General features: G+C 60.7%; 18 protein-coding genes and 1 pseudogene. 4 read left to right on the forward strand and 15 right to left on the reverse strand.

The features are described from left to right. Window positions 1-32: 32 nt before the first annotated feature. The 12 genes and pseudogenes from cysG to BSY240_RS09605 all read right to left on the reverse strand — a co-directional run bounded on the left by cysG (window position 33) and on the right by BSY240_RS09605 (window position 15,982). Window positions 33-1,508, reverse strand: coding sequence for a siroheme synthase CysG (cysG, locus tag BSY240_RS09550; RefSeq protein ID WP_069042141.1), 1,476 nt, complete (start codon window positions 1,506-1,508; stop codon window positions 33-35). Further along, window positions 1,480-4,137 carry a nitrate reductase gene (locus BSY240_RS09555; protein WP_069042142.1) on the reverse strand — a complete coding sequence of 886 codons (2,658 nt, stop codon included), beginning with the start codon at window positions 4,135-4,137 and terminating at the stop codon, window positions 1,480-1,482. The genes cysG and BSY240_RS09555 overlap by 29 nt, the downstream gene beginning before the upstream one ends. Before the next feature lie 30 nt (window positions 4,138-4,167). Beyond that, on the reverse strand, window positions 4,168-4,503 hold the full coding sequence (nirD, locus tag BSY240_RS09560; RefSeq protein ID WP_069042143.1) for a nitrite reductase small subunit NirD: 336 nt from the start codon (window positions 4,501-4,503) through the stop codon (window positions 4,168-4,170). A 4-nt stretch (window positions 4,504-4,507) separates the two neighbouring features. Beyond that, complete coding sequence (gene nirB / locus BSY240_RS09565; protein WP_069042144.1) at window positions 4,508-6,955, reverse strand: nitrite reductase large subunit NirB; 2,448 nt, start codon at window positions 6,953-6,955, stop codon at window positions 4,508-4,510. A gap of 5 nt (window positions 6,956-6,960) precedes the next feature. Further along, complete coding sequence (locus BSY240_RS09570; RefSeq protein ID WP_069042145.1) at window positions 6,961-7,758, reverse strand: ABC transporter ATP-binding protein; 798 nt, start codon at window positions 7,756-7,758, stop codon at window positions 6,961-6,963. An 11-nt stretch (window positions 7,759-7,769) separates the two neighbouring features. Next, window positions 7,770-8,666 (reverse strand): nitrate ABC transporter permease, encoded by an 897-nt coding sequence (gene ntrB, locus BSY240_RS09575; RefSeq protein ID WP_054148695.1) that lies wholly within the window; start codon window positions 8,664-8,666, stop codon window positions 7,770-7,772. Between the two features lie 164 nt (window positions 8,667-8,830). After that, entirely contained in the window at window positions 8,831-10,129 is a 1,299-nt protein-coding gene (locus tag BSY240_RS09580; RefSeq protein ID WP_069042146.1) for a CmpA/NrtA family ABC transporter substrate-binding protein, read from the reverse strand. Window positions 10,130-10,483: 354 nt separating this feature from the next. Then, the gene (locus tag BSY240_RS09585; protein ID WP_069043921.1) at window positions 10,484-11,755 is read right to left on the reverse strand and encodes a CmpA/NrtA family ABC transporter substrate-binding protein; all 1,272 of its coding nucleotides are present in this window, start codon (window positions 11,753-11,755) and stop codon (window positions 10,484-10,486) included. A 34-nt stretch (window positions 11,756-11,789) separates the two neighbouring features. After that, a complete protein-coding gene (locus BSY240_RS09590) occupies window positions 11,790-12,383 on the reverse strand; it encodes an ANTAR domain-containing response regulator (RefSeq protein WP_069042147.1) in 594 nt (197 codons plus the stop codon). Window positions 12,384-12,835: 452 nt separating this feature from the next. After that, window positions 12,836-13,528: pseudogene (locus BSY240_RS09595) on the reverse strand (ABC transporter ATP-binding protein); the annotation flags it as partial. After that, entirely contained in the window at window positions 13,521-14,762 is a 1,242-nt protein-coding gene (locus tag BSY240_RS09600) for an ABC transporter permease (protein ID WP_069042148.1), read from the reverse strand. The pseudogene BSY240_RS09595 and the gene BSY240_RS09600, both read right to left, overlap by 8 nt. Beyond that, window positions 14,759-15,982, reverse strand: coding sequence for an efflux RND transporter periplasmic adaptor subunit (locus BSY240_RS09605; RefSeq protein ID WP_069042149.1), 1,224 nt, complete (start codon window positions 15,980-15,982; stop codon window positions 14,759-14,761). Before BSY240_RS09605 ends, BSY240_RS09600 begins: the two co-directional genes overlap by 4 nt. A 113-nt stretch (window positions 15,983-16,095) precedes the next feature. Between BSY240_RS09605 and BSY240_RS23955 the strand changes: the two genes are divergently transcribed. Continuing rightward, complete coding sequence (locus tag BSY240_RS23955) at window positions 16,096-16,293, forward strand: hypothetical protein (protein WP_150127443.1); 198 nt, start codon at window positions 16,096-16,098, stop codon at window positions 16,291-16,293. Window positions 16,294-16,333: 40 nt separating this feature from the next. On the opposite strand, the gene BSY240_RS09610 is transcribed toward BSY240_RS23955, so the two are convergent. Beyond that, window positions 16,334-16,732 (reverse strand): hypothetical protein, encoded by a 399-nt coding sequence (locus tag BSY240_RS09610; RefSeq protein WP_069042150.1) that lies wholly within the window; start codon window positions 16,730-16,732, stop codon window positions 16,334-16,336. Window positions 16,733-17,008: 276 nt separating this feature from the next. Here BSY240_RS09610 and BSY240_RS23960 point away from each other — a divergent pair, with 276 nt between their 5' ends. Both BSY240_RS23960 and BSY240_RS09620 read left to right on the forward strand, forming a co-directional pair. Continuing rightward, window positions 17,009-17,377, forward strand: coding sequence for a hypothetical protein (locus BSY240_RS23960; protein ID WP_150127444.1), 369 nt, complete (start codon window positions 17,009-17,011; stop codon window positions 17,375-17,377). A gap of 157 nt (window positions 17,378-17,534) precedes the next feature. Beyond that, entirely contained in the window at window positions 17,535-17,750 is a 216-nt protein-coding gene (locus tag BSY240_RS09620) for a hypothetical protein (RefSeq protein WP_150127445.1), read from the forward strand. A 75-nt stretch (window positions 17,751-17,825) separates the two neighbouring features. Here the strand turns inward: BSY240_RS09620 and BSY240_RS09625 are convergent, their stop codons facing one another. Together BSY240_RS09625 and BSY240_RS09630 are read right to left on the reverse strand one after the other, a co-directional pair. Continuing rightward, window positions 17,826-18,194 (reverse strand): response regulator, encoded by a 369-nt coding sequence (locus BSY240_RS09625; protein WP_054148686.1) that lies wholly within the window; start codon window positions 18,192-18,194, stop codon window positions 17,826-17,828. A 4-nt stretch (window positions 18,195-18,198) separates the two neighbouring features. After that, a complete protein-coding gene (locus BSY240_RS09630; protein WP_083229608.1) occupies window positions 18,199-18,807 on the reverse strand; it encodes a ferritin-like domain-containing protein in 609 nt (202 codons plus the stop codon). A gap of 100 nt (window positions 18,808-18,907) precedes the next feature. Between BSY240_RS09630 and BSY240_RS09635 the strand changes: the two genes are divergently transcribed. Continuing rightward, complete coding sequence (locus tag BSY240_RS09635) at window positions 18,908-23,428, forward strand: CheR family methyltransferase (RefSeq protein WP_236759340.1); 4,521 nt, start codon at window positions 18,908-18,910, stop codon at window positions 23,426-23,428. Window positions 23,429-23,434 lie beyond the last annotated feature (6 nt).

Genomic DNA, 23,434 nt, shown 5'->3' on the forward strand with positions numbered 1-23,434 from the left:
AGTACTTCAAAAAGGGCGTTCGCTCACGTTGGTCAAATGGGCCCGAACCTCTGTTCCTGAGAAAGGGATTCGTGGTTGAGAACCGTAGCTTCGGCTCGCCGGCTGAACACTGCGCCTACACCGATCAGAACAGGTTCGTCGACGCCGATTGTCCGCATGGCATCTGCTAGGCGTCCAAGAGAGCCCGCCCAGCGACGTTCTTGCGGGCGGCTGACTGAGGAGACAATGACGACAGGCGTTTCAGACGTCATGCCGTTGTCCCTCAGGCGCTGTTCGATCTGTCCAGCCCTGCGTCCCCCCATATAGAAGATCGAAGTCTGGTTCGGCCTGGCGAGTGAGCCCCAGTCGATGGTTCCAGGCAGTTCGTTGTGCCGGGAATGGCCGGTGACGAAACGGACCTGCTGGGCGTAATCACGGTGGGTGAGCGACGTCTTGAGCGACGCTGCCATGGCCGAGGCTGCGGTGATGCCCGGCACAACATCCACGGCAATTCCCTCGCTCTCCAGCCGTGCGATCTCTTCTCCTGCGCGACCGAAGATCATCGGATCACCCGATTTCAGCCGAACCACCCGTTTGCCTGATTTCGCGAAGCGCACCATCATGTCGTTGATGTCATCCTGACGGCAGCTCTCTCGACCGCCCCTCTTGCCGACGAGGAAACGTTTCGCCTCGCGTCTGGCCAGTTCCAGAACCTCCGGCGAGACGAGATCGTCGAACAGGATGACATCGGCTGCCTGCAGCGCCCGCATGGCTTTCAGCGTCAGAAGCTCAGGATCTCCTGGACCAGCGCCGACCAAGGTCACAAAACCGGCGCGCGGCTCAGTTGCGATCTGCTCCGCCGTGGCGAGCAGATCGTCGGCGATCCCTTCCCTGGGCGGTTCGTTGGTCGAAAGGCTCCGGGCAACGAAGCGTTCCCAGAAAAGACGCCTTGGCCCGCCCGGTGCCAGACGGCGATTGATTGCTTCTCTCAACGACTGAGCAAGGCTTGCCCATTGCTTCAAAGATGGAGGGAGCAGTGTCTCGATCCGCTGGCGGATGGCCTGGGCGAGGATGGGGGCAGCGCCATCGGTGGAGATCGAGACGATCACCGGCGAGCGATTTACGATCGAGCCGAACTGGAACTGGCAGAAGGCTGGCTTGTCTATCACGTTGACGGGCACGCCCGCCGCACGCGCCGCACAGAAGAAGGCACGCGCCTCGTCCTCGGTTTCGCAGTCGGCGAGCGCCAGCGAGGCCCCGGTGAAGATGCCGCAATGCCAGGGATGGGCATGGTGGATCAGGGATGTCCGCTCGATCAGCGCTGTCATCGTCTCGCCGAGATAATCGGTTTCGCAGTAGAGCTCGACGGCAGCGCCGCAGGCCTGCAATAGCTCTGCCTTCCAGGCAGCGCCATCCGATCCTCCCGCAATGACCGCCCGTTTGCCGGCAAGGTTCCAGAACACCGGAAGCTTGGCGAGCGCCGAAATGCGCTCCTGTCCGTCACTCGGCGGCAATGGGTTGCGTCGCATCGAGGATCCTCCTGATTTCGGGGCGGCACGAGCCGCAATTCGTTCCGGCATTCAAGGCAACGCCGATGGCTTCGACCGACCGGCAGCCGCTTCGTGCGGCCGCGTTGATCTGGTTGATGCCGACCGAAAAGCAGGAGCATACGATCGCCCCCTTATCGTGTCGGCCGGCAGCCGGTCGACCGGCAATCAGCATGGAGCGCGCACTGCGATCCGGATGGCTTTCCGTGAGTTGATCGACCGCCCATTGCCGCGACACCGAAACAGGGTCCGAAGAGACGAACAGGCCAGCCACAAGCCTCTCTCCCTCGAAGGCGAGCAGGCGGTGGTCACCGGCTCGCTGGTCTATGTAACCGGAGAACTCATGATCATCTTCAAGCTGCAGGCTGCGCCGCAGCCAGGTCTCCCAGCCCTCGGCGGGCGGGTCTCCGGCAAATTCCACGCGGTAGCCGCCTTCGGCTCTCGCGATCGCCCAGTAGGTGAATGGAAAGTCGAGTGGACGGCTCGCCGATACCAGGAAGCCATGGGCCTTCGCCGCGTGGCGGGTGACGGACGCGCGGGACATCTTCAACGCCGGTTGGCCGGAGGTCGGATCGACGCGGGAGGAGACCAGGGTGTCGACACGGGCGCTGGGTGCTGTCTCGCCCGTCCAATGCATGGGCACGAAGATCGCGCCGCGCATCTGCCGTTCGGTCAGCAGGGCTCGCAAGATGATCGATCTGCCGTTTGCGCCTTCGACACAGACGAGATCGGCATCACTGATGCCGGCGCTCGCGGCGTCCCCCGGATGGATCTCGCAGAAGGGTTCAGCAATATGCGCTGACAGCCGGGCGCTTTTCCCCGTCCGTGTCATCGTATGCCAGTGATCGCGGATCCGGCCCGTGTTGAGGGTGAAGGGATAGCGCTCATCCGCCTCTTCAAGCTCAGGCGTCGCAACAGGCACGAGGCGCGCCTTTCGGTCCGCAGTGAAGAAGCCACCATCCGCGAAAAAACGGGCAGCCTTCGATCCGTCTTGACGCATAGGCCATTGGAACGGTGTGAGGTCATCGTAGTCGAGGTCGACAATTCCGGCATGCGCACCGATGTCGAAATCCCGTTCGCCGTCGTTCTCGAAGGCGGAGAGCGCCGCATGCTCGGCATAGATATCGGCAGGACCGCGATAGGCGAAATCAGCACCGAAGCCCAAGCGTTTGCCGACCTCAGCCAACTGCCACCAGTCGGCGCGGGCCTCGCATGGAACGGACAGGAATGGCCTCTGCCGAGAGATCCGCCGTTCGGAATTCGTCACCGTACCGGATTTTTCGCCCCAGCCGCTGGCCGGCAGCAGGACATGGGCGAGACGGACCGTGTCGGTATCTTTCTGGATGTCCGAGACGACCACGAAGGGACAGGCCTCAAGGGCTGCCTTCACCGCATCGGCATCAGGCATTGAGACAACCGGATTGGTCGACATGATCCAGATCGCCTTGATCCGCCCATCGGCCGCCGCCTCGAACATGTCGACAGCCTTGAGGCCGGGTCTCTGCGCGATTGCAGGCGATTTCCAGAAGCGTTGCACGCGCTCGCGGTGCTCTGGGTTCTCGATCGCCATATGGGCCGCGAGCATATTGGCGAGCCCGCCGACCTCGCGCCCGCCCATGGCATTGGGTTGGCCGGTCAGTGACAGCGGCCCCATTCCGGGTCGACCGATCCGGCCTGTCGCCAAGTGACAGTTGAGGATGGCGTTGACCTTATCGGTGCCGACGGAGGACTGGTTGACCCCCTGGCTGTAGCAGGTGACGACCTTCTCAGTCTGGGCGAAAAGGCGGAAGAATTGGCGCAGCAGCATACCGGAGACGCCGGTGGCATCGGAGAGATCCGCCATGCTTCCGCGCGAGGCGGCGAGCAGCGTTTCGCCAAACCCGGAGGTGTGCTTTCCGACATAGTTTTCGTCGATCGCGCCTGTTTCCGCCAGATAGGCGAGCAGACCGTTGAAAAGGGCGATGTCACCGTCCGCCCGGACCGCGAGATGCAGGTCGGCAATGTCGCTGGTCGCGGTTCGGCGGGGGTCGATCACGACCACCTTCATGGCAGGACGGGCAGCCTTGGCCGCAGCCAGGCGCTGGTAAAGGACCGGATGGCACCAGGCCATGTTGGAGCCGACCAGGACGACGAGGTCGGAGAGCTCCAGGTCCTCGTAACAGGCGGGCACGGTATCGGCGCCGAAGGCACGGCGATGGCCGGCAACCGAGGAGGCCATGCACAGGCGGGAATTGGTGTCGATATTGGCGGAGCCGATGAAGCCTTTCATCAGCTTGTTGGCGACGTAATAGTCTTCGGTCAGCAACTGCCCGGAGAGGTAGAAGGCTACGGAATCGGGGCCATGATCGGCAATCGTCCGCTGGAAGGTCGAGGCAACAAGATCGAGCGCTTCGTCCCAGCCGGCGGTTTGGCCATGGATTTCCGGATGAAGCGCGCGACCTTCGAGGTCGAGCGTTTCGGCGAGCGCCGACCCCTTGGAGCAAAGACGACCGTAATTGGCCGGATGGTCTGGATCTCCCCGCACGCTGACCTTCCCCTCGTCGTCAACTGCGGCGATCACGCCGCAGCCGACACCGCAATAGGGGCAGGTCGTCTTGGTTTCACAGGACATGTCTGCGGCTCCGCGCGTTGATGTTCCCACTTACTCGGCTGCGACCATCATGCTTTCGAGCATGATGGAGAGATGACCGTCGATATTGCGGACCGGAATGGTCTTGACCTCGCCTTCGTCGGCCCCAAGCGCCCGGCCGGTTTCGAGCGAGATGACCCAGTTGTGCAGTGGGCAGGTCACTGCCTTGCCGTGGACAATGCCCTGCGTGAGCGGGCCGCCCCTGTGGGGGCAGTGATCCTCGATGGCGAAGACCTCGTTTTCGGCGGTGCGAAACACCCCGATCTTGCCTTGGGGGGTCTTAACGCAGCGTGCGCCACGCAGCGGGATGTCGTCGATCGTCCCGATTGCGATCCAGTTTCCGTTCATCGCCTCACTCCGCAGCCTGATTGTAGTTGATGGTCGCCATCGGCTTGAACTCATGCTTGTCCTTGCCGGAGACGCGCTCCGACCACGGATCGACCTGGGCGAATTTCTGGCTGAAGACGAAGCGGTCGTAGTAGGCACGGCGCTTGTCGGCATCCTCCATGATCTGGCGGCGGATTTCGTCATGGCCGATGCGTTTTGCCCATTTGTAGATGCGCTCGAGATAGCGCCCCTGCTCGCGATACATCTGGGTCAGCGCCACGATATGCTGAAGCGCCTCGTCTTCCGTCTTCACCAGACCTAGAACATCGGTGCCCTTGATATCGAGGCCGGCGGCACCGGCGAAATGGATCTCGAAACCACTGTCCACGCAAATGACGCCGATATCCTTGCAAGTCGCCTCGGCGCAGTTGCGCGGACACCCCGAAACCGCGAGCTTCAGCTTGGCCGGCGTCCAGGAACCCCACATGAATTTCTCGATGCGGATCCCGAGACCGGTCGAATCCTGTGTGCCGAACCGGCACCAGTCGGAGCCCACACAGGTCTTCACCGTTCTCAGACCTTTTGCGTAAGCCTGGCCTGACACAAAGCCGGCTTTGCCGAGATCGGCCCAGACAGCGGGCAGGTCTTCCTTTTCGATCCCGAGCAGGTCGATACGCTGGCCGCCAGTCACCTTGACCATGGGGATTTCGAACTTGTCGACGACATCGGCGATGGCACGAAGCTCGGCGGCATTGGTCACGCCACCCCACATGCGCGGCACGACGGAATAGGTGCCGTCTTTCTGGATGTTGGCATGCACACGTTCGTTGATGTAGCGCGACTGGTAGTCGTCGGCATATTCGTCCGGCCAATCCGAGACGAGGTAGTAATTGAGCGCCGGGCGGCACTTGGCGCAGCCGCAGGAGGTCTTCCATTCCAGTTCCTGCATGACGGCCGGAATGGTCTTCAGGCCCTTGGCCTTGATCAGACGGCGGACATCGTCATGGCCGAGTTCGGTGCAGGTGCACATCGGCGTGACGGCAGCCGGATTGTAAGCGTCGCCCAAAGTCAGGGCCATCAGTTGTTCGACGAGGCCGGTGCAGGAGCCGCAGGAGGCGGACGCCTTGGTGTGGGCGCGCACGTCATCAAGCGAGGTGAGGCCTTTGGACGAGATCGTGGTGGTGATCCGGCCCTTGCAGACGCCGTTGCAGCCGCAGATTTCTGCATCATCCGGCAAGGCTGCAACGGCCGCCATAGGGTCCAGCGGGGTACTCCCCTGGTAGGACTGGCCGAAGATCAGGGTGTCGCGCATCTGCGAGATATCGGTTCCACGCTTCATCAGGTCGAAGAACCAGGAACCATCCCCCGTCTCGCCGTAGAGGACAGTGCCGAGGATCTTGTTGTCCTTCAGCACGAGGCGCTTGTAGATGCCGGCGGAGGCATCGCGCAACACGATTTCCTCTCGGTCTGGGGCTTCGGCGAAGTCACCGGCGGAAAACAGGTTGATGCCGGTGACCTTGAGCTTCGTGTTGACGACGGAGCCGTGATATTCGCTGGTCCCGTCGGTCAGGCGATCGGCGAGAACGCGGGCGGCCTCATAGAGCGGCGCAACGAGGCCGTAACAGGTGCCGCGATGTTCGGCGCATTCGCCGAGTGCAAAGATATCCGGGTCGGAGGTCATCATGCCATCGTCGACGACGATGCCGCGGTTGACAGCGATGCCGGCGTCCTTGGCAAGGCTCGAGGCCGGGCGAATGCCGACGGCCATGATCACCATGTCGCCGGTGATGATGCGACCGTCTTCGAGCTCGATGCCCTCCACCTTGTTGGTGCCGAGGATCTGCTTGGTGTTGGCCTTGGTGATGATGTCGATGCCGCGTTCGGTGAGCGCCTTTTCGAGCAGATAGGCAGCGGCCGGGTCGAGCTGGCGCTCCATGATGGTCGGCATCAGGTGGATGACCGTGACATCCATGCCCTGCCGCTTCAGGCCATAGGCTGCCTCAAGGCCGAGCAGGCCGGCGCCAATGACGATCGCCCTACCCTTGCCTTCAGCGATCCTCAGCATGGCGTCGACGTCGTCGAGATCACGATAGGGCAAAACGCCGGGCAATTGATGACCAGGCACCGGGATGATGAAAGGCAGCGAGCCTGTCGCGATGACCAGCTTGTCGTAGGCGACGGTGATGCCGTTCGCCGAGGTGACCGTCTTCGCATGCCGGTCGATCTCTGTGACCCTGGCGCCTTTGTGCAGCGTCACGCGATGGCCGGCGTACCAGTCGTCATTATGGATGACGATGTCTTCATAGGCCTTCTCGCCTGACAGTACCGGCGAGAGCATGATGCGGTCGTAGTTGACGCGCGGCTCAGCGTTGAAGATCGTGACGTCGAAATGGCCGGGTGCCCTCTCGAACAGTTCTTCCAGCATGCGGCCGGGGGCCATGCCATTGCCGATGATGACGAGTTTTTCAGCCATTGATTTTACTCCGCAGCTTCGACGAAGCGGTGGCGTTCGTAAAGGAACTTCAAGACGGCCTCGCGGGATTTGAGATAGGTGCGGTCGGCGGCGAGCGCGATGCGGTCGCGCGGACGCGGGATCGGAACCTCCAGCACTTCGCCAATGCGGGCTGCCGGGCCATTGGTCATCATGACGATGCGGTCGGAGAGTAGCACCGCCTCGTCGACGTCATGGGTGATCATGATCATCGTATTGCCGAGACGGGAGTGAATCTCCATCACCGCATCCTGCAGATGGGCGCGGGTGAGGGCATCGAGCGCGCCGAAGGGTTCGTCGAGCAGCAGGATCTTCGGCTCCATGGCCAGCGCCCGGGCAATGCCGACGCGCTGTTTCATGCCGCCGGAGATCTCAGCCGGACGCTTGTCCTTGGCATGCGCCATCTGCACGAGATCGAGATTACGCATGACCCATTCATGCTTCTCCGCCCTTGTCTTCTTGCCTGCAAAGACCTTGGAAACGGCGAGATTGACGTTCTCATAGACGGTCAGCCAGGGCAGCAGCGAGTGGTTCTGGAAGACGACGGCGCGTTCAGGACCGGGTTCGTTGACCTCGACATTTTCGAGGAGGACAGCGCCTGCAGACACCCGCGTCAGCCCGGCGATCAGGTTCAGCAGCGTGGACTTGCCACAGCCGGAATGGCCGATGATCGAGACGAATTCACCTTTACCGATAGTGAGGCTGACATCCTTAAGGACCTCGGTCTTTGTGCCGCCACGTTCGAAGCTTTTGTCGATATGGTCGATCTTGAGATAAGCGTTCATGGTCGCTCTCCTCAGTTCTTCGCGGTGCCGCGGGTGATGACGTTGCCGAGGAATGCGACGAGCTTGTCGAGGACAAAGCCGGTCACGCCGATATAGGCGAGCGCCACGATGATGTCGGAGAGACGCGAGGAATTCCACGCATCCCAGATGAAGAAGCCGATGCCGACACCGCCGGTCAGCATTTCCGCGGCAACAATCGCGAGCCAGGAGAGGCCGATGCCAATGCGAAGACCGGTGAAGATGTAAGGGGCGGCGGCCGGCACCATGATGCGGATGAAGAATTCCAGCGGGTTGAGGCGCAGCACGCGGGCAATGTTGCGATAGTCGTCGGGGATGTTGCGCACGCCGACAGCGGTGTTGATGATGATGGGCCAGATCGAGGTGATGAAGATGACGAAGATCGCCGACGGATTTGAATTCTGGAAGGCAGCAAGCGAGAGCGGCAGCCAGGCAAGCGGCGGTACCGTGCGCAGGATCTGGAAAATCGGGTCGAGACCACGCATCGCCCAGACAGACTGACCGACAACGGCACCGAGAAAGACGCCGACGACGGCGGCGAGCCCGAAGCCGATCGCGACACGCTCGAGCGAGACGAGAACGCGCCAGGCAAGGCCGATATCCTGCGGCCCATAATCAAAGAACGGGGCGGCGATCAGATCATAGCTGTCGATCCACACCTGTGATGGTGGCGGCAGCGTGGCGCCCGGATTTGAGCAGGCGATCTGCCAGATACCGAGTAGCGCGATCAGCACCACAAGCGGCGGCAGGACATTGCGACAGATGGCGGCGATTGCCTTCTGGAGGTCGATCTTGCGGGTCGGGCGTTGTGCGATCATGACGACCGTGCCTGTCCTGGTCGCTGAAATGGCCGTCGCCTCGGTGTCAATCTTGCGGGCGGTTGCGGTCATGGTGTGGTCCTCTTTCGAGTGGTTTTCGTTGTCATGAAACTGCCCCTCACCCTCTCCCCGCAGACGGGGAGAGGGGACGGAACGGCTGCGGCTGAGTCCTTCTCTCCATTTAAGGGGAGAAGGTGCCGGCAGGCGGATGAGGGGCCGTGATCGGAACTAGGTCCTTACGCCCCGGCCTTGATCGTCAGGCTGTCGAGATAGGCCTTCGGATTTTCCGGATCGAAGACCTTGCCGTCGAAGAAGGTTTCCGGACCGCGCGAGGTCGATGCCGGGATGTCGGCGGCAGCAATGCCGAGATCAGCGGCCGCCGCACGCCAGATGTCTTCGCGGTTGACCTTATCGACCAGCGCCTTGATGTCGGTGTCGGGTGCGAACTTGCCCCAGCGGATGTTCTCCGTGAGGAACCAGGCGTCATGGCTCTTGAAGGGATAGGAAGCGTGGTCCTTCCAGAACTTCATCTCGAGCCCGGTGTTTTCGGCGAGACGGCCATTGCCGTAGTTGATGGTGCCCTTGAGGCGACCGGCGACATCCTTCGGAGGCACATTGAACCACTGGCGCTTGCCGAGGATCGCCGACATCTCTTCCTTGTTGTCCATGCTGTCGGCCCAGATCTGGGCTTCCATGACGGCCATCATGAGCGCCTTTGCGGCGTTTGGATTCTTTTCGATCCAGTCGGTGCGCAGGGCGAGCGCCTTTTCCGGATGCCCCTTCCAAAGCTCGCCGGTGGTGCAGGCGGTAAAGCCGATGCCCTGATTGACGAGCTGCTCGTTCCACGGCTCCCCGACACAGAAGGCGTCCATGTTGCCGACCTTCATGTTGGCCACCATCTGCGGCGGCGGAACAACGATGGTGGAGACGTCCTTGTCCGGGTCGATGCCTCCGGCTGCCAGCCAGTAGCGGAGCCAGAGGTCATGCGTGCCACCGGGGAAGGTCATCGCGACCTTGATCTCGTTGCCGGCTGCCTTCTTGGCGGCGAAGGCTTCCTTCAGCTTGGAAGCGTCGAGCTGCACGCCGGTCTCGGCATATTCCGTGGCGACCGAAATGCCCTGGCTGTCGAGATTGAGCCGGGCAATGATCGACATCGGCACCGGCACGTTGTTCTGCGTCACCTTGCCGGTCGATATCAGGTAGGGCATCGGGGTCAGGATATGCGCGCCGTCGATGCCGTTCGCTTCACCGCCGAGCACGAGATTGTCGCGGGTGGCACCCCAGGAAGCCTGTTTGAGGACTTCCACTTCGGTGAGACCATATTTCGCAAACAGCCCCTTTTCCTGCGCGATGATCAGCGGTGCGGCATCGGTGAGCGCGATATAGCCGAGCTTCACACCGGTCACTTCAGGCCCGGCGGTTGCGGCGAAAGCGCCCGACGGAAATGCCAGGCGAGCCGCGCTTGCAAGTGCTGCCGCAGAACCGATCTTGAGAATCTGACGCCGGCTGATGCTCGTTGCTGTGGTCTTGGTCATAGCTGTGTGCCCCTCTTTGTCTGTTGACGGAGATCCGGAAAAACGAAAAAACGCCGCGTGCTATCTTGCGAGGTCCTGGCGGGAGGAGCCGGACAGCAAGAAGCCTGCGACGTCATTGTCTGATGGTTATCTGCGCCGATAAGGCGCTCATCCGTCCCGCGATCGCCGTTGACCGTGGACATCAAGAGCGAAGCAAGGGCCGTGCCAGTTTCACCTGGCGACGGTTAAGCGTCGGAAAAACAAGCGCTGTTTCAAGGGCAGGCACGACCGCCTCTCGACGGTCGCAAGATCAGCCTGCTCGTTCCAGAACACGACTTTTCGTGCAAATGCCTCAGGTTTGTGCACCGCAGCGCATCAGCCATCGACCGTCCCCACGCCTGACGACGAGGCTGATCGGACCGGAAATCCCTCGACGTAAGCCTGCACCGCATCCGGATCAAAACGCTTGCCATCCATGAAACCCTCATAGCCGCCAGCGCCCTTCTCGCTCGCCTCGTCCGGCATGGCAGCATCCTGTCCCAGCGCTGTCAGATAGAGGTCCGGCCGAAAAGCGCTCCGCGCATGTGCCATGCCTTCATCGCTGAAGTCTGTCTGGCCCCAGCGAAGCATCTGGCTGTAGATCCACGATGCCTGATCTGGCCGCGGATGGTTGGCGGCCCCGCGATGGAAAAGGAAATAATCCGGGACGACCCGTTTCGTCCCCTGCGCATCAAGACTGAACTCGCCATTCAATACGCGGCGAATGATGCCAGTGGGCGCTGCGATGTATTCCGGCGCGCTCAGGATCCCGGCAAGCTCGTTGTGGTGACCTGGGTCATCGCACCAGCGCGCCGCCCGATCGAGGGCGACGATCAGACGGGAGACGGTATCGACATTCGCATCGGCCCAGTCGGGGCGCATGCCGAGCACCTTCTCAGGTGCCAGAGGCCAGATATCCTGCTTGGCAGCCACGATGCGCCCCGTGCCTCGTTCCGACGCAATCATGTTCCAGGGTGCCCCGACGCAGAAGCCATCGATTGCGCCAGCCGCGAGCGCATCCGACGTCAGCGGTGGCGGAACCACCACCAGCTTCACGTCCCGGTCCGGATCGATGCCGCCAGCCGCCAGCCAGTAGCGGAACTCATAATTATGCGAGGAGAAGGGATAGGTCATCCCGAGTGTTGGCACCGGTTCGCCCCGCGCGCGCATGTCGGCGAGCAAGGCCGCCAGTGCCCTGGCATTGGCCAGGGCATCCGCATCGTCTGCCAGCCCCGTCAAAGACTTCATCCGTTCGAAGATTCGGGCGGACAACGTGATAGCATTGCCACCGCGACCGAGGGAAAAGGGCGCGATGGTCGGCGAGGGATTGGATCCAAGCCCGAGCATGGATGCGACGGGCATCGGCGAGAGCATGTGCGCAATGTCGAACTGGCGGAAAGCGAGACGGTCGCGGACATTGGCCCAGGTGACGTCCCGGACCAGCTCGAGATGCAGTCCCTCCCTTTCGGCAAAACCAAGCTCTGCAGCTGCGATCAGGATCGAGGCATCCATCAGCGGGATGTAGCCTGCCCTGAGCGTCCTCTGCTCCTTGCCACGCACAGTCACGGGGGCATGGATGGCCGTATCGCCGGATTGGGTTGAAACCATATCGCTCACCAGCATTCTCCGATCCACGCCGCGCTCACAGTAGCAGTCCTGCAGCCGTCACGACGCTCTGGGCGATGTCGGCCAGCTTCTTCTTTTCGTTCATGGCGGTCTGTCGAAGCAGAGCGAAAGCCTGCTCCTCGCTCAAGCCCCGCATTTTCATCAGGATGCCCTTGGCGCGCTCGATGACCTTGCGCTCCTCGAGGGCATTGCGCGCCTCGACCAGTTCGCGTTGAAGGCGGCTGAAGGCATTGAAGCGGCTCACCGCCATGTCGAGGATCGGCTTGATCCGCTCTTTCTTCAGCCCATCAACCACATAGGCCGATACGCCGGCATCGACGGCAGCCTCGATGGCGGCAGTATCCGAGCGGTCGACAAACATGGCAATCGGCCGCGAAATCATCCGGGTGAGCTGGAACATATGCTCCATCATGTCACGATTGGGGTTCTCGATGTCGATGATGATGACGTCAGGATCCATCGTCTCGATCAGCCGCGCCACGCCCTGCATCTCATGGATCACCCGGACATTCAGATGCCCAGCTTCGTTCAGCCCCTCTTCGATGATCGAGGCCCGAATGGCATTTTCGTCAATGACAAGGATCGTCAGGTCGGAGGAGGTCTTCGCCATAGTCAGACCACGGTTGCCAGAAGCAGCCACGAGATCCTCGTGATACTTAGACATCTCCCCGGATCCACTGCTTCGCCCAAAACGCGCCGTGGCTTCCTTGCAAGTGCATGGCGTATTGTGTGTACGGACAATGAGATCTCCCGGTCATATATTCCGGTAGCAATGCAATTCTCACGCCAGATTTCACGCTCGAGATGTGAAGATGAGATCGTAAACGCCGCGCTGTTCGGACGGTGAAGCAGTATTCCACATTGCTGTGCAATTCCTGAGCCCACCGATAGGATGAGGCGAGAAACACCATCCTGGCAATGCACTCGTATTTCCAGCTGACGCCTGAAGATATCACTCCGATTTTCTCAAGCCCAGTCTACTCACGGTCAGGCATTTGAGTCCGTTGCGCGCTCTGCAACGACAGAAACGGCCGACGTCTTGGCTTCGGGCTTTGTCGTGACAATGATTCCATCGACGATTTCGATGATGCGGTCCGTCCGGCGCGCGAGCTCAAGATTGTGTGTCACGATCAGGAAGGTCGTCTTCTCCCGTCGGTTGACGTCTCGCATCATCGCAAACACCTCGTCGGCGGACTGGCTGTCGAGATTGCCGGTCGGCTCGTCAGCCAGAACCAGTGCCGGTTTCATGGCAAGCGCTCGCGCGATGGCGACGCGCTGTTGCTGCCCGCCAGACATGCGATTGGCGGGGCTGTTCTTGAACGGGGCTAGCCCCACCTTGTCGAGCAGGATGCCTGCCTGCTCCCGCATTGCCTGACTGGGCCAGCCCTTGTCGAGCAGCATCGGCATCATCACGTTCTCGACCGCAGTAAAGGCCGAAATCAGGTGATGATACTGGAAGACGAAGCCGATGCTGTGTCCCCTGAGGCTCGTCTGTGCCGCATCGCTGAGGCCTGCCGTATCCTCGCCTTCGATCTGCATCCGGCCGGAGGTCGGACGATCGAGCAGGCCGATGATGTTGAGAAGCGTGCTCTTGCCGGATCCGGAGGGACCGATCAGGGCGCAGAACTCCCCCTCCTGGAGGACGAGGTCTATGCCATGCAGCACCTCCGTCTCGATCTCCGTCCCGACGCCGAAAGACTTGGTGACCCCCTCAAGGCGCAGCACGGTCTTGTCTGTCGGTGCGGGCTTATCCACGGATCGCATCCACTGGATCGAGACGGGCGGCACTGAGCGCCGGAAGGACGGCGGTCACCAGACCGGTAAGGGCCGCAACCACAGCGGTGGCGACGAAGAGCGACGGCTGAAGCGCAATCGGAAAGAACTCGGTGCCGTCGGGGTTCCTGGCAAAGGCACGCCAGACGAGAACGAAGCCGGCTCCGAGCGCAGACCCGGCCAGCGATCCCAGCATGCCGATCACGGCCCCCTGGACGAGAAAGACCCGCATCACCTGGGCGCGCGACGCCCCCATGGCCCTGAGGATGCCAATTTCGCGGGATCGCTGAACGACGGACACCACCAGCACGCTGGATATGCCGAGCGCCACCGCGATCGCCACAAAGAACTGGATGACGTAATTGGCGATCGACTGGGTCTTGAGTGCAGTGAACAACTCCTCGAAGGTCTTGATCCAGCTCTCGGCATTGACGCCGAGAGCCGAGCGCAGATCGGTGGCCACCACTTCCGCCTGATAGGCGTCGATCAGATTGACGCTGAGGCTGGTCACGCCCCCTGCCAGCCCAAGCAGGGATTGCGCCGATCGCAGGGACACGAAGACGCTGCGCTGATTGACCTCCTTGTTGCCGAGATCGAAGGTCCCGCCGATGATGAAGGTCTGGTCGGAGCCGCTTGTGGTCTTCGTGCTGGTGGTGCGGATGCGCAGTTTCTCGCCGACCCCGATACCGAGATCGCTTGCAAGTTCAATGCCGATGAGCACGCCATTGGGCGACAGTGTCGCCGAGCCGGAGATCATCTTTTCGGGCAGCGCGATGATCCGGTAAAAGGCGTCCGGCTCCATCCCGGTCACCGAGACCGCATCGGCGACCTCGCCGCGCACGGCAAAGGCGGCACCGACGACCGCCGGTGACACGGTGACGATGTCAGGACGTGCTGTCAGCTGGGCGGCAATCGCCTGCCATTGGTCAATCGAGCGCAGCCTTTGCGCCGGTTTCTGCACGATCGCGAATGTCTGGAGAGCTGTCGCCGTGCGCTGGGGCCGGGCCACCTCCTCGCTCGGCGAAATCACGATATGGGCCTGGGTGGAAAGGACCCGGCTGAAGATATTGGCCTGAACACCCGCGAGCAACGAAGACATGAAGACGATGACGGAAACACCCACCGCCGCCCCGACAATGGTCAACAGGGTCTGCATCCGCCCCTCGAGCAGGAAGCGGAAAGCGGCAATCAGTTCGAACGGCAACCAGGTTTTCATGGGGATACCGCACCGTCAGCGACGCGGACGCGCGCACCCGCCACGACGGTCGTGACCGTCGTGGCAATGACGAGGTCGCCGACAACAAGTCCATCGAGGATCTCCATGCTGGCGATCCCCCTCAGACCCAGGGTGACGGGCCGCTCGACGGCATGCCCGTCGAGGATCAGCAGCACCTTGGGCGCGGCACTGGCGGCATCGCGAACAGCCGCATTGGCAACCACCAGCGCATTCTCATGGCGGGCGACCTCGATGTCGACCGATACGGTCATGTCCTCCTTGAGGTAGCTGGGTGGCGCATCGATGGAGAGCTTGACCTCGACGGAGCCCTTGTCGGCATCGACAGTCGGACTGATCGTTGCGACGGCGGCGCGAAAATTCTCCTCCGGATAGGCATCGGCCGAGGCAAGGGCCGGCTGGGCGATGCGGATCACGTCGAGATTGCGCTCGTCGATCTGCACGACAAGCTGCTTGGACCTGTCTGGCGCGAGCACAAGAAGCGGCGTCCCCGCCTGAACGATGGCCCCTTCTTCGACGGCTCTCTGGATGACGACGCCCGTGACGGGGGCGGTGATCAGTGTCAGGCCCAAGCCGGCCTGCGCGGCCCTGAGCACCGCCTCGGCCCGGACGACGGCACCCTTTGCCGCCGCATGGCCACTGCCGCCGACGGATAGGCTCTTCACCTGCAACTCGGCTGATCGGACCTCAGTCTTGGCAATATCGAAGGCGCGCTGAAGATCCTCAACGGTCTCGCCGGTCGCAATCGAACGCTCGGCCAGTTGCAAGGCACGGGCCAGTTGGGATTCGGCATTGCGCAGGGTCGCCTTGGTCTGGATCAAGGTCTGCTCGGCCAGTGGCAGCGTCAGTTCCTCCACCTGTCGGAGGCTCGTTCGCGCCTCTGACAGGGATGCGGCTGCCTGGTCGACGGCAGCCCTTGCCTGCCGGTCATCGAGGGTGATGAGTGCATCGCCTTTGCGAACAGCGGCACCCTGCCTCACAAGGACGGTGAGCACGGTTCCGATGATCTGGCTTCCGATATTGACACCCGATGGTGTCTCGACGCGGCCACTGGCCACGACCGTCTGGATGACGGTGCTGCGGACAACAGAGAGCGCCGCGATCTTCTCACCCAGGACAAAGGGAATGCCAAAGTAGACGCTGACTGTGGCGAAGACGGTGGCACAGATCGTCCCGGCGATAAGTTTAGGCCCAATCTTCATGACGCTCTCCGCCGAGAGCGACCGGACAGGACCCGACTGCGTGAAAGTTTCATGCGGGCGGATGCGGAGGCGCACCTCGCATGGGTCACGTCTCTGGGGCCGCGAGGACAGATGTGCTTCATGCTCGTTCACATATGCCCTGCGCGCTTGCGGCAACAGGATCGGAAGATACTTACGTTACCGAGACGGACACGATGCGTTGGAGCCAGAGCAGCAAGGCAATCCTGCTCACGGTCATTATGTGCTTCTGGCTCGCCATCCTGCCGACTTTTGCGACAATGGCAGCCCTTGTCCGCGAGGGTCTGGCCTGAGAAAGACGTTCCGCCATTCCATACCGCTGAGCGGCGACTGTTAACGGCGTTCGTCGACAGGGCTTCCGATGTGACGATACTCAGCACTGATGTCCTTAGTCAGCCCTGTGACATCGGTGACAACCCCATCACCTGTCATATCGATAATGTATTCAAGACCTTGCAGCCCTCTTGAGATCGTCGTGCTGGAGGTCGTGCCTTTCATTCCTCGCCAGGCGGTCAGAAACAATGCCGCATCCGCGTCATCGTAACTCGTCTTCTGTTCATAGCCGCCGTCCTCAGGCGTGAAGTAGAGCGAGATGACGTCCCAGTTGTAGTCAGCCTGGTCTGAGCGCTTCAATAGGTCCTCTGCCTGCGCGGCAATCGCCTTCATCACCGAAATGCGCACGCGCAGCTTTCCCTTGTCCGCAATCGTGTTGATCATTTCATTGAGCGACATGTCGTGTTCCTGATTTCGGGGCGGGCGCGACACCAGACGGAGAGAGACGTTGATCCGAAGATCAATCGTTCCCGAATGTCAGCTCGGGCGATGCGTAGAGGGGCTGACTGACGGTCGTCTCGCCTGCGCTCGGAAAGTAGTATCTCAGGAGCAGTATGCCCAGAACACCGCCAATCGCGAGGGTGAGAAGTGCCAGCATGACGAGGCGCAATTTGTTACAAATCCCGGATGGATGGATGGAGGAGTATTGCCGGTGGTTGGCAACGGAAAGCGACCTTGATCGCTGCCAGTGCAGCATCACGGCTGCTGCCGGCCGGGGCCAGGGACGGATTCTACCTAGTTTGGCCGACCATGGGTATATTCCGGCCCTCAACGTTATGGCCCATTCCTCTTTATTCTGAGCACGGTCAATTCGTGGCGGGTCTTGTGGAGGAAAGCATGACCTTAATCCCAGACAAACTGATTGACGGAGCGTCCGATGCAAACCTTCTGGCAGCCTTCACCAAGACCTGTGAGCAGCACGGGTTTTCGTCAGATGGCGAAGATGGTTCCGATCTTGCGACAGTGCTCAGCCATGCGTTTGAACGGGGCATCACCAGTGAAGAGGCACTGATCGCATTGGTGGAGAACCTGATCAACGGGTGAAGGACGATAGTGTGCAGAGCCCTGCCCTGTCGGCTTTTACAATGCCGGAGACCTGATCAAGGTCTGGGGTTCCCAAGGCGCATTCTGGGGCGGATTGTGGGGATTGTTCTTTGGCGGGCTCATCCTGACCGTCCCCCTCTTCGGATATGTGTTCATATTGGGTTCGCTCGCAGCAACAGTGGCTTCAGCCCTCGAAGGCGCGCTCGTGGTCGGCGGACTGATACCCGCGCTGAAGGCCGACGGTTTTCTCATGATGGCCCATGGATCCGAAACAGAGCTTTCGCATGCGAGACAGGTCCTCGACGCCGCCAAGCCGACGAAGCACGACACGCACTCAGGTGCAGCCGAAGCGGGCCTGAAGGCGATCGCATAGCAGGTCAAAGGAACACGCGAACTTCGCGAGAACAGCCTGGTCCGTTTCGATCAGGTGGCTCTCGCGAAGGTGTTTTCAAAATGGCCTGCCTGCTGCCTGCATGGCGGCATGGATCGCCTGATCGACATCCGCATCAAGGAAAGGCTTCTGCAATATGATGGCATTGGCCGGGACCTCTTCTCTGACCAGCCTATCGCCAGTCATGAAGATGTAGGACACCGGTCCTTCTTTCAGGATCCTGGCGACGGCAACGATGCCACTGCCCTGCTTCAGATGCCTGTCCACAATCAGAAGGTCTGGCTTTAGCCGCGTCGCCGCTTCGACAGCCGCGTCCTCCGTCACTTCGATGGCACAGACCTCGTATCCCATTTCCACGAGGAGTTCTGCGAAGAAGATGGAAATGAGAGGCTCGTCTTCCGCAAGCAGTATCCGAAGTTTCTCCATCCTTTCAAACAATCGCTTTTACCGGACACGCATCCGACCCGGCGTTGATCAGGGACGGAAATGACAGGGGCGTGAGAAACCGCTCGAACAGCCAGAGTTGCCTTTCGGTGTCGCCCGTGATGCCTGCAAACAGGCCAGCCGTCACCGGGTCGCCTATCGCGTTGAGAAAGGCGATCGCCTTCTGCATCGAGTGGGCATAAGCGGCAATGCTCCTGGAGACCGCAAATGCATGCTCCTGCTCCCCCGCGATCAGGACGGGATATTCAGGCAGGAATGAGCGGGCGGCCACGAGTTTGACGGTGCCGAAAGCGATGTCACCAAGCGCCCCGCTTCTGTCGGCAAGTGCATCGCACTGTCCAGCCACCAGCATGGCGGCTGAACGCAAGATCACCCGCATTCCCTCGTAATTCGGGCCCTGCACGTTCCATTCCGCCTGCTTGATGTGGGAATGAAGATCGAGCGCTGCGGCAAGATGATTATTGATGGTGAACGTGGACTGGGCGCGCACGTTCTCCGGCAAGCTGTTCTGGGTGGGGCGCATGGCATGAGTTCCTGGCATCATCGATTGCGATGCCGCAGGACGCAACATCTGCAAATCAGTCAGCGGGATCATAACTCCCCGGCTTTCTGACTGTTTTCGGAACCATAATTCATGCCAGCCTTTGAACAGAGGCTCGGAAAACACTCATTCAGGCAAGTCGGCCGGCGCCGCATTGACCCACCGGAGCAAAGGTGACCATGTCTTTGACATCGATCAGGTTGGAATGCTCCCCATAGGGGTATTATTGGTCTTTGCAACGGCTTCTTTCCAGGAGCACGAAGGGATCGATACCATGAAGGCTGCCGATACAGTCAGCGGCAACGGACCGCCGGCGCCCGCTCTTCCGGATGAGATGCAAACCGTGAGCGCTTCTCCAAAGCGGTTTCCTGTCGTCGCCATCGGTGCGTCCGCAGGCGGCCTGGACGCATTTCGCAAGCTTCTGGATGGCATCGCTGTACCAAGTGGGGCGGCTTTCATTTTCGTGCAGCATCTCGATCCGCACCACGAAAGTCTCCTCGTTGATCTCGTGACAGACAACACGCCCATGACCGTGGTGGAAGCGCGCAACGAGATCGCCCTTGAGCGTGACCATGTCTATGTCATCGCGCCCGGCACCGTGCTGACGGTAAAGAACGGCATCTTGCAGGTGGCAACAATCAATCCGCCGCATGGCGCGCGGTTGCCGTTCGATACGCTGTTGATTTCACTTGCAGAGGACGCAGGAACATCCGCGCTCTCGATCATTCTTTCAGGCTCCGGCACAGACGGGAGCATCGGGCTTGCTGCGATCAAACAACAAGGCGGCATGGTCTTCGTCCAGGAGCCCGAGGAGGCCGGCCATGACGGCATGCCCCGGAGTGCCGTGGCGACCAATCTCGCCGACAAGATCCTGACCCTGGAGAAAATGCCAGACGCGATCGCGGCATTCGGCCGAAATCTCGCAGAAGCACCAGTTCCCGCAATGGAGGCTCAGTCTCCGACAACATCAGCGACACTGCTCGACATCATCAAGGTTCTTCGCTCAAAAACGGCGCACGACTTCACGTCCTATAAACCTGGCACCCTGCAGCGCCGGGTCGAGCGGCGAATGGGAATGAAGGGGTTGTCCCCTAACGCCATGGATCAGTATCTTGCGCTGATTGAAGAGGATAAGGGCGAGCGCGACGATCTGGCCAAGGATCTGCTGATCAATGTCACCAGCTTCTTCCGTGATCGCGCGGTCTTTGAAACTCTCGAAAATGCCGTCATTCCCGACCTCGTGAAGGCGCATCCCTCCGATCAGCCCATGCGAATCTGGATCGCTGGCTGCAGCAGCGGCGAAGAGGCCTATTCGATCGCCATCCTCTTCCGCGAAGCGCTGTCCGCCAGCAACTCTCCCCTCAAACTGCAGATCTTTGCCTCTGACGTCGATGAGGATGCAGTGGCCACGGCCAGAGAGGGGCTTTACCCCGAAACGGTCAAGGCTGACATCGATGCCGAGAGGCTTTCACAGTTCTTCCTCAAGGAGGACAATGGCTACCGCGTGAACCCGGATATCCGTTCGATGATCGTTTTCACCGTTCAGGACGTGCTATCCGATCCGCCGTTTTCCCGCATCGACCTGGTCTCCTGCCGCAATCTCCTGATCTATCTGGACCCCAAAGGTCAGGCAAAGGCGATCTCTCACTTTCACTTTGCGCTGCGCGAAGGCGGCATCCTGCTTCTCGGCGCTACGGAAACAGCGGGCAGTGCTGAAGGTCGTTTCACACCGATTTCCAAGTCTGACCGGATCTATCGCCATGTTGGCCGAAGCCGTCCGGGCGACATGATCTTTTCGCTCAATGGGTCTGCGGGCGTTCATGTGCCTCAAAGGTCAACTCCCAAGGCAAACAGCGCCAGCTTCCCGTCTCTCGCGGACATCTGCAACCGGAAGATACTCGAGATCTATGCGCCGGCCGTTGCCGTGGTCAACAGGAAGAACGAATGCCTTTTCACGATGGGGCGCATCGGAAACTATCTTGAAATCGCGCCCGGCTATCCCTCGACCGATCTGTTCGCCATGACGCCAAAGACGCTGCACACCAAGCTGCGTTCGGCGATCCAGCGCTGTCAGCAACAGAAGACCGCGATCGTCGCGCGCGGGGGGGAGATAAATGACGGGAAAGGCAGCCCCAGGCGCGTCAGCGTTCGGGTGGAACCGATCGAGCATGAGGGTCAGAGCCTGTTTCTGCTCTGTTTTGTCGATGAACCCGAAGTCCAAACGAAAACCCAATCCGGCATTCCCGAGACGGCCGACCTTGGACGGGTGCGTGAACTTGAGGCTGAACTCGTCGCCACACGCATCGAACTGAATGGAGCAATCAGCAATCTCGAACTGTCGGGCCTGGAACAGAAGGCAATCAACGAGGAAGCCCTGTCGTTCAATGAGGAGTTTCAGTCAACGAACGAGGAACTGCTGACCTCGAAGGAGGAGCTGCAGTCTCTGAACGAAGAGCTGACAGCCTTGAACAGCCAGTTGCAGGAGACACTGGAAAAGCAGCGAACGACCTCGAATGACCTGCAGAATATTCTCTACAGCACCGCTGTCGCAACCCTCTTCCTGGACGTAGACCTGAACATCCGCTTCTTCACGCCCGCCACCAAGGTCGTGTTTCATGTCATCCCAGGTGACATTGGTCGCCCTCTGGCCGACCTGCGGTCGCTCGCCGTCGATACGACGCTGATTGCCGATGCAAAGTCCGTGCTTGGCGATCAGGAACCGCTTGAGCGCAAGATAGAGGCATCCGGCGGTCTCTGGTATCTGCGGCGCATCATGCCCTATCTCAACGAAGACAAGGCCGTTGAAGGCGTGGTCATCACCTTTGTCGACGTCACGGACCAACGCAACACTTCCGAGGCATTGAGACTGGCCAAGCGGCAAGCCGATATCGCCAATGTTGCGAAATCCCGGTTTCTCGCGGCGGCCAGCCACGATCTGCGCCAGCCCTTGCAAACCTTGAGCCTGCTGCAGGGCCTCCTGGTTCGTCGAAACCATGATGAACGATCGGGTGAATTGCTGGCGAGATTTGAAACCACACTTGGCTCCATGTCGGGCATGTTGAACGACCTTCTCGATATCAACCAGATCGAAACCGGTGTGGTGAAGGCGGCCATTGTGGATTTCGGCGTGCAGGCGCTGTTCACCTCGCTGCGGAACGAGTTGACCCTGGTTGCCCAGTCCCAGGGCCTCGATTTCCGAGTGGTGGACAGCAGTCTGTTTGTCCGCACGGACCCGCTTCTGCTGGAACAGATCCTGCGCAATCTGATCGCCAATGCCTTCAAATACACGCAGACGGGAAAGGTGTTGCTGGGATGCAGACGGCGCGGCACGATAGCCAGCATCGAAATATGGGATACCGGGATAGGCATCCCCGAAGCCGAACTGCAAGCGATCTTCGACGAATACCACCAGATCGACAATGATGCGCGCGAGCGCAGCAAGGGGCTCGGCCTCGGACTCTCGATCGTGCAACGGCTGAGTGATCTTCTCGGCCATCGGATCAGCGTGAAGTCACGGCCATCGAAGGGATCGGTCTTTGCAATCGCACTCGAACGCCTGGCCGGTCATCACAGCGCGCCCATCGCAAACGTGCCGGTTGAGACACCCTCAATTGTCAGCAAGCCCCTGAAAACCGGCCGGATTCTTGTTGTCGAGGACGATGCCGAGATTCGAATGCTGCTTAAGCAGCTGCTGAGCGATGAGGGCTATACTGTCACTTCAACGCCCGATGGCCCGTCAGCCTTGAACCACCTGACATCCGGCATCGCGACGCCGGACGTGATCCTCACGGACTACAATCTGCCGGGGGGAATGAACGGCGTTGACGTCGTTGCCGAGATCAGGAAGAGCCGCAAGGCCAATGTCCCGGCCATTGTGCTGACGGGCGACATCTCAACGAAGACCTTGGCGCACATCTCGAGCGCCAATGTCATTCACCTCAACAAGCCGATCACGCTGCAGGCTGTGACCAGCTTGATCAGGCGACTGCTCGAATCGAGGCCGGCACCCGAACAGCCAGGCGTACACGCGACCGAAGATGTCATCGCGCGGGCAAGTGTGGTCGACGAACAGCTTGTCTATGTCGTTGACGACGACGAGGATCTGCGGAAATCCTTGTGCCAGATGATCGAGGCGCATGGCTTGATCGCCGTCCCCTATGACAGCAGTGAAGCCTTCCTCGCGCATTCTCATCCCGAACAGCCGGGTTGTCTTCTTGTCGATGCCTATCTTCCCGGTATGACGGGCGTCGAGCTTCTGCAGACCATCAAGCGGTCCGGGCGAAAGCTCGGGGCGATCATGATCACCGGCAACAGCGACGTTCAGATGGCTGTCGACGCCATGAAAGCCGGCGCCTCGGAGTTTATCGAGAAGCCCATCAAGCCAGCGGCCCTGCTGGAGATTATCGACACAACGATCGCCCAGTCACGGGATCAAACGGAAACGCTTGCGCGGACGGCGTTGGCGGTCCAGCAGATCAACTCGCTGACGGCACGGCAGCGCCAGATCATGGAAATGGTGCTGGCTGGACATCCGAGCAAGAACATCGCGGCTGATCTCAACATAAGCCAGAGAACGGTCGAAAATCATCGCGCCTCGATCATGTCGAAGACAAAGTCAAAGTCTTTGCCGGCCCTTGCGCGTCTGGCGCAGGCAGCGTCCGAAGCTGGCCCGTGAACATCG

The sequence above is a fragment of the Agrobacterium sp. RAC06 genome (assembly GCF_001713475.1).
In the GTDB taxonomy this organism is placed as follows: Bacteria; Pseudomonadota; Alphaproteobacteria; order Rhizobiales; family Rhizobiaceae; genus Allorhizobium.

Excerpts from the sequence above, each read along its gene's own strand:
- BSY240_RS09605 (WP_069042149.1), bottom strand. The coding sequence starts at position 15,982 with ATGAAGATTGGGCCTAAACTTATCGCCGGGACGATCTGTGCCACCGTC.
- nirB (WP_069042144.1), bottom strand. The coding sequence starts at position 6,955 with ATGGCTGAAAAACTCGTCATCATCGGCAATGGCATGGCCCCCGGCCGC.
- BSY240_RS09585 (WP_069043921.1), bottom strand. The coding sequence starts at position 11,755 with ATGGTTTCAACCCAATCCGGCGATACGGCCATCCATGCCCCCGTGACT.
- nirD (WP_069042143.1), bottom strand. The coding sequence starts at position 4,503 with ATGAACGGAAACTGGATCGCAATCGGGACGATCGACGACATCCCGCTG.
- BSY240_RS09590 (WP_069042147.1), bottom strand. The coding sequence starts at position 12,383 with ATGGCGAAGACCTCCTCCGACCTGACGATCCTTGTCATTGACGAAAAT.
- BSY240_RS09570 (WP_069042145.1), bottom strand. The coding sequence starts at position 7,758 with ATGAACGCTTATCTCAAGATCGACCATATCGACAAAAGCTTCGAACGT.
- BSY240_RS09600 (WP_069042148.1), bottom strand. The coding sequence starts at position 14,762 with ATGAAAACCTGGTTGCCGTTCGAACTGATTGCCGCTTTCCGCTTCCTG.
- cysG (WP_069042141.1), bottom strand. The coding sequence starts at position 1,508 with ATGCGACGCAACCCATTGCCGCCGAGTGACGGACAGGAGCGCATTTCG.
- ntrB (WP_054148695.1), bottom strand. The coding sequence starts at position 8,666 with ATGACCGCAACCGCCCGCAAGATTGACACCGAGGCGACGGCCATTTCA.
- BSY240_RS09625 (WP_054148686.1), bottom strand. The coding sequence starts at position 18,194 with ATGGAGAAACTTCGGATACTGCTTGCGGAAGACGAGCCTCTCATTTCC.
- BSY240_RS09610 (WP_069042150.1), bottom strand. The coding sequence starts at position 16,732 with ATGTCGCTCAATGAAATGATCAACACGATTGCGGACAAGGGAAAGCTG.
- BSY240_RS09580 (WP_069042146.1), bottom strand. The coding sequence starts at position 10,129 with ATGACCAAGACCACAGCAACGAGCATCAGCCGGCGTCAGATTCTCAAG.
- BSY240_RS09555 (WP_069042142.1), bottom strand. The coding sequence starts at position 4,137 with ATGTCCTGTGAAACCAAGACGACCTGCCCCTATTGCGGTGTCGGCTGC.
- BSY240_RS09630 (WP_083229608.1), bottom strand. The coding sequence starts at position 18,807 with ATGATCCCGCTGACTGATTTGCAGATGTTGCGTCCTGCGGCATCGCAA.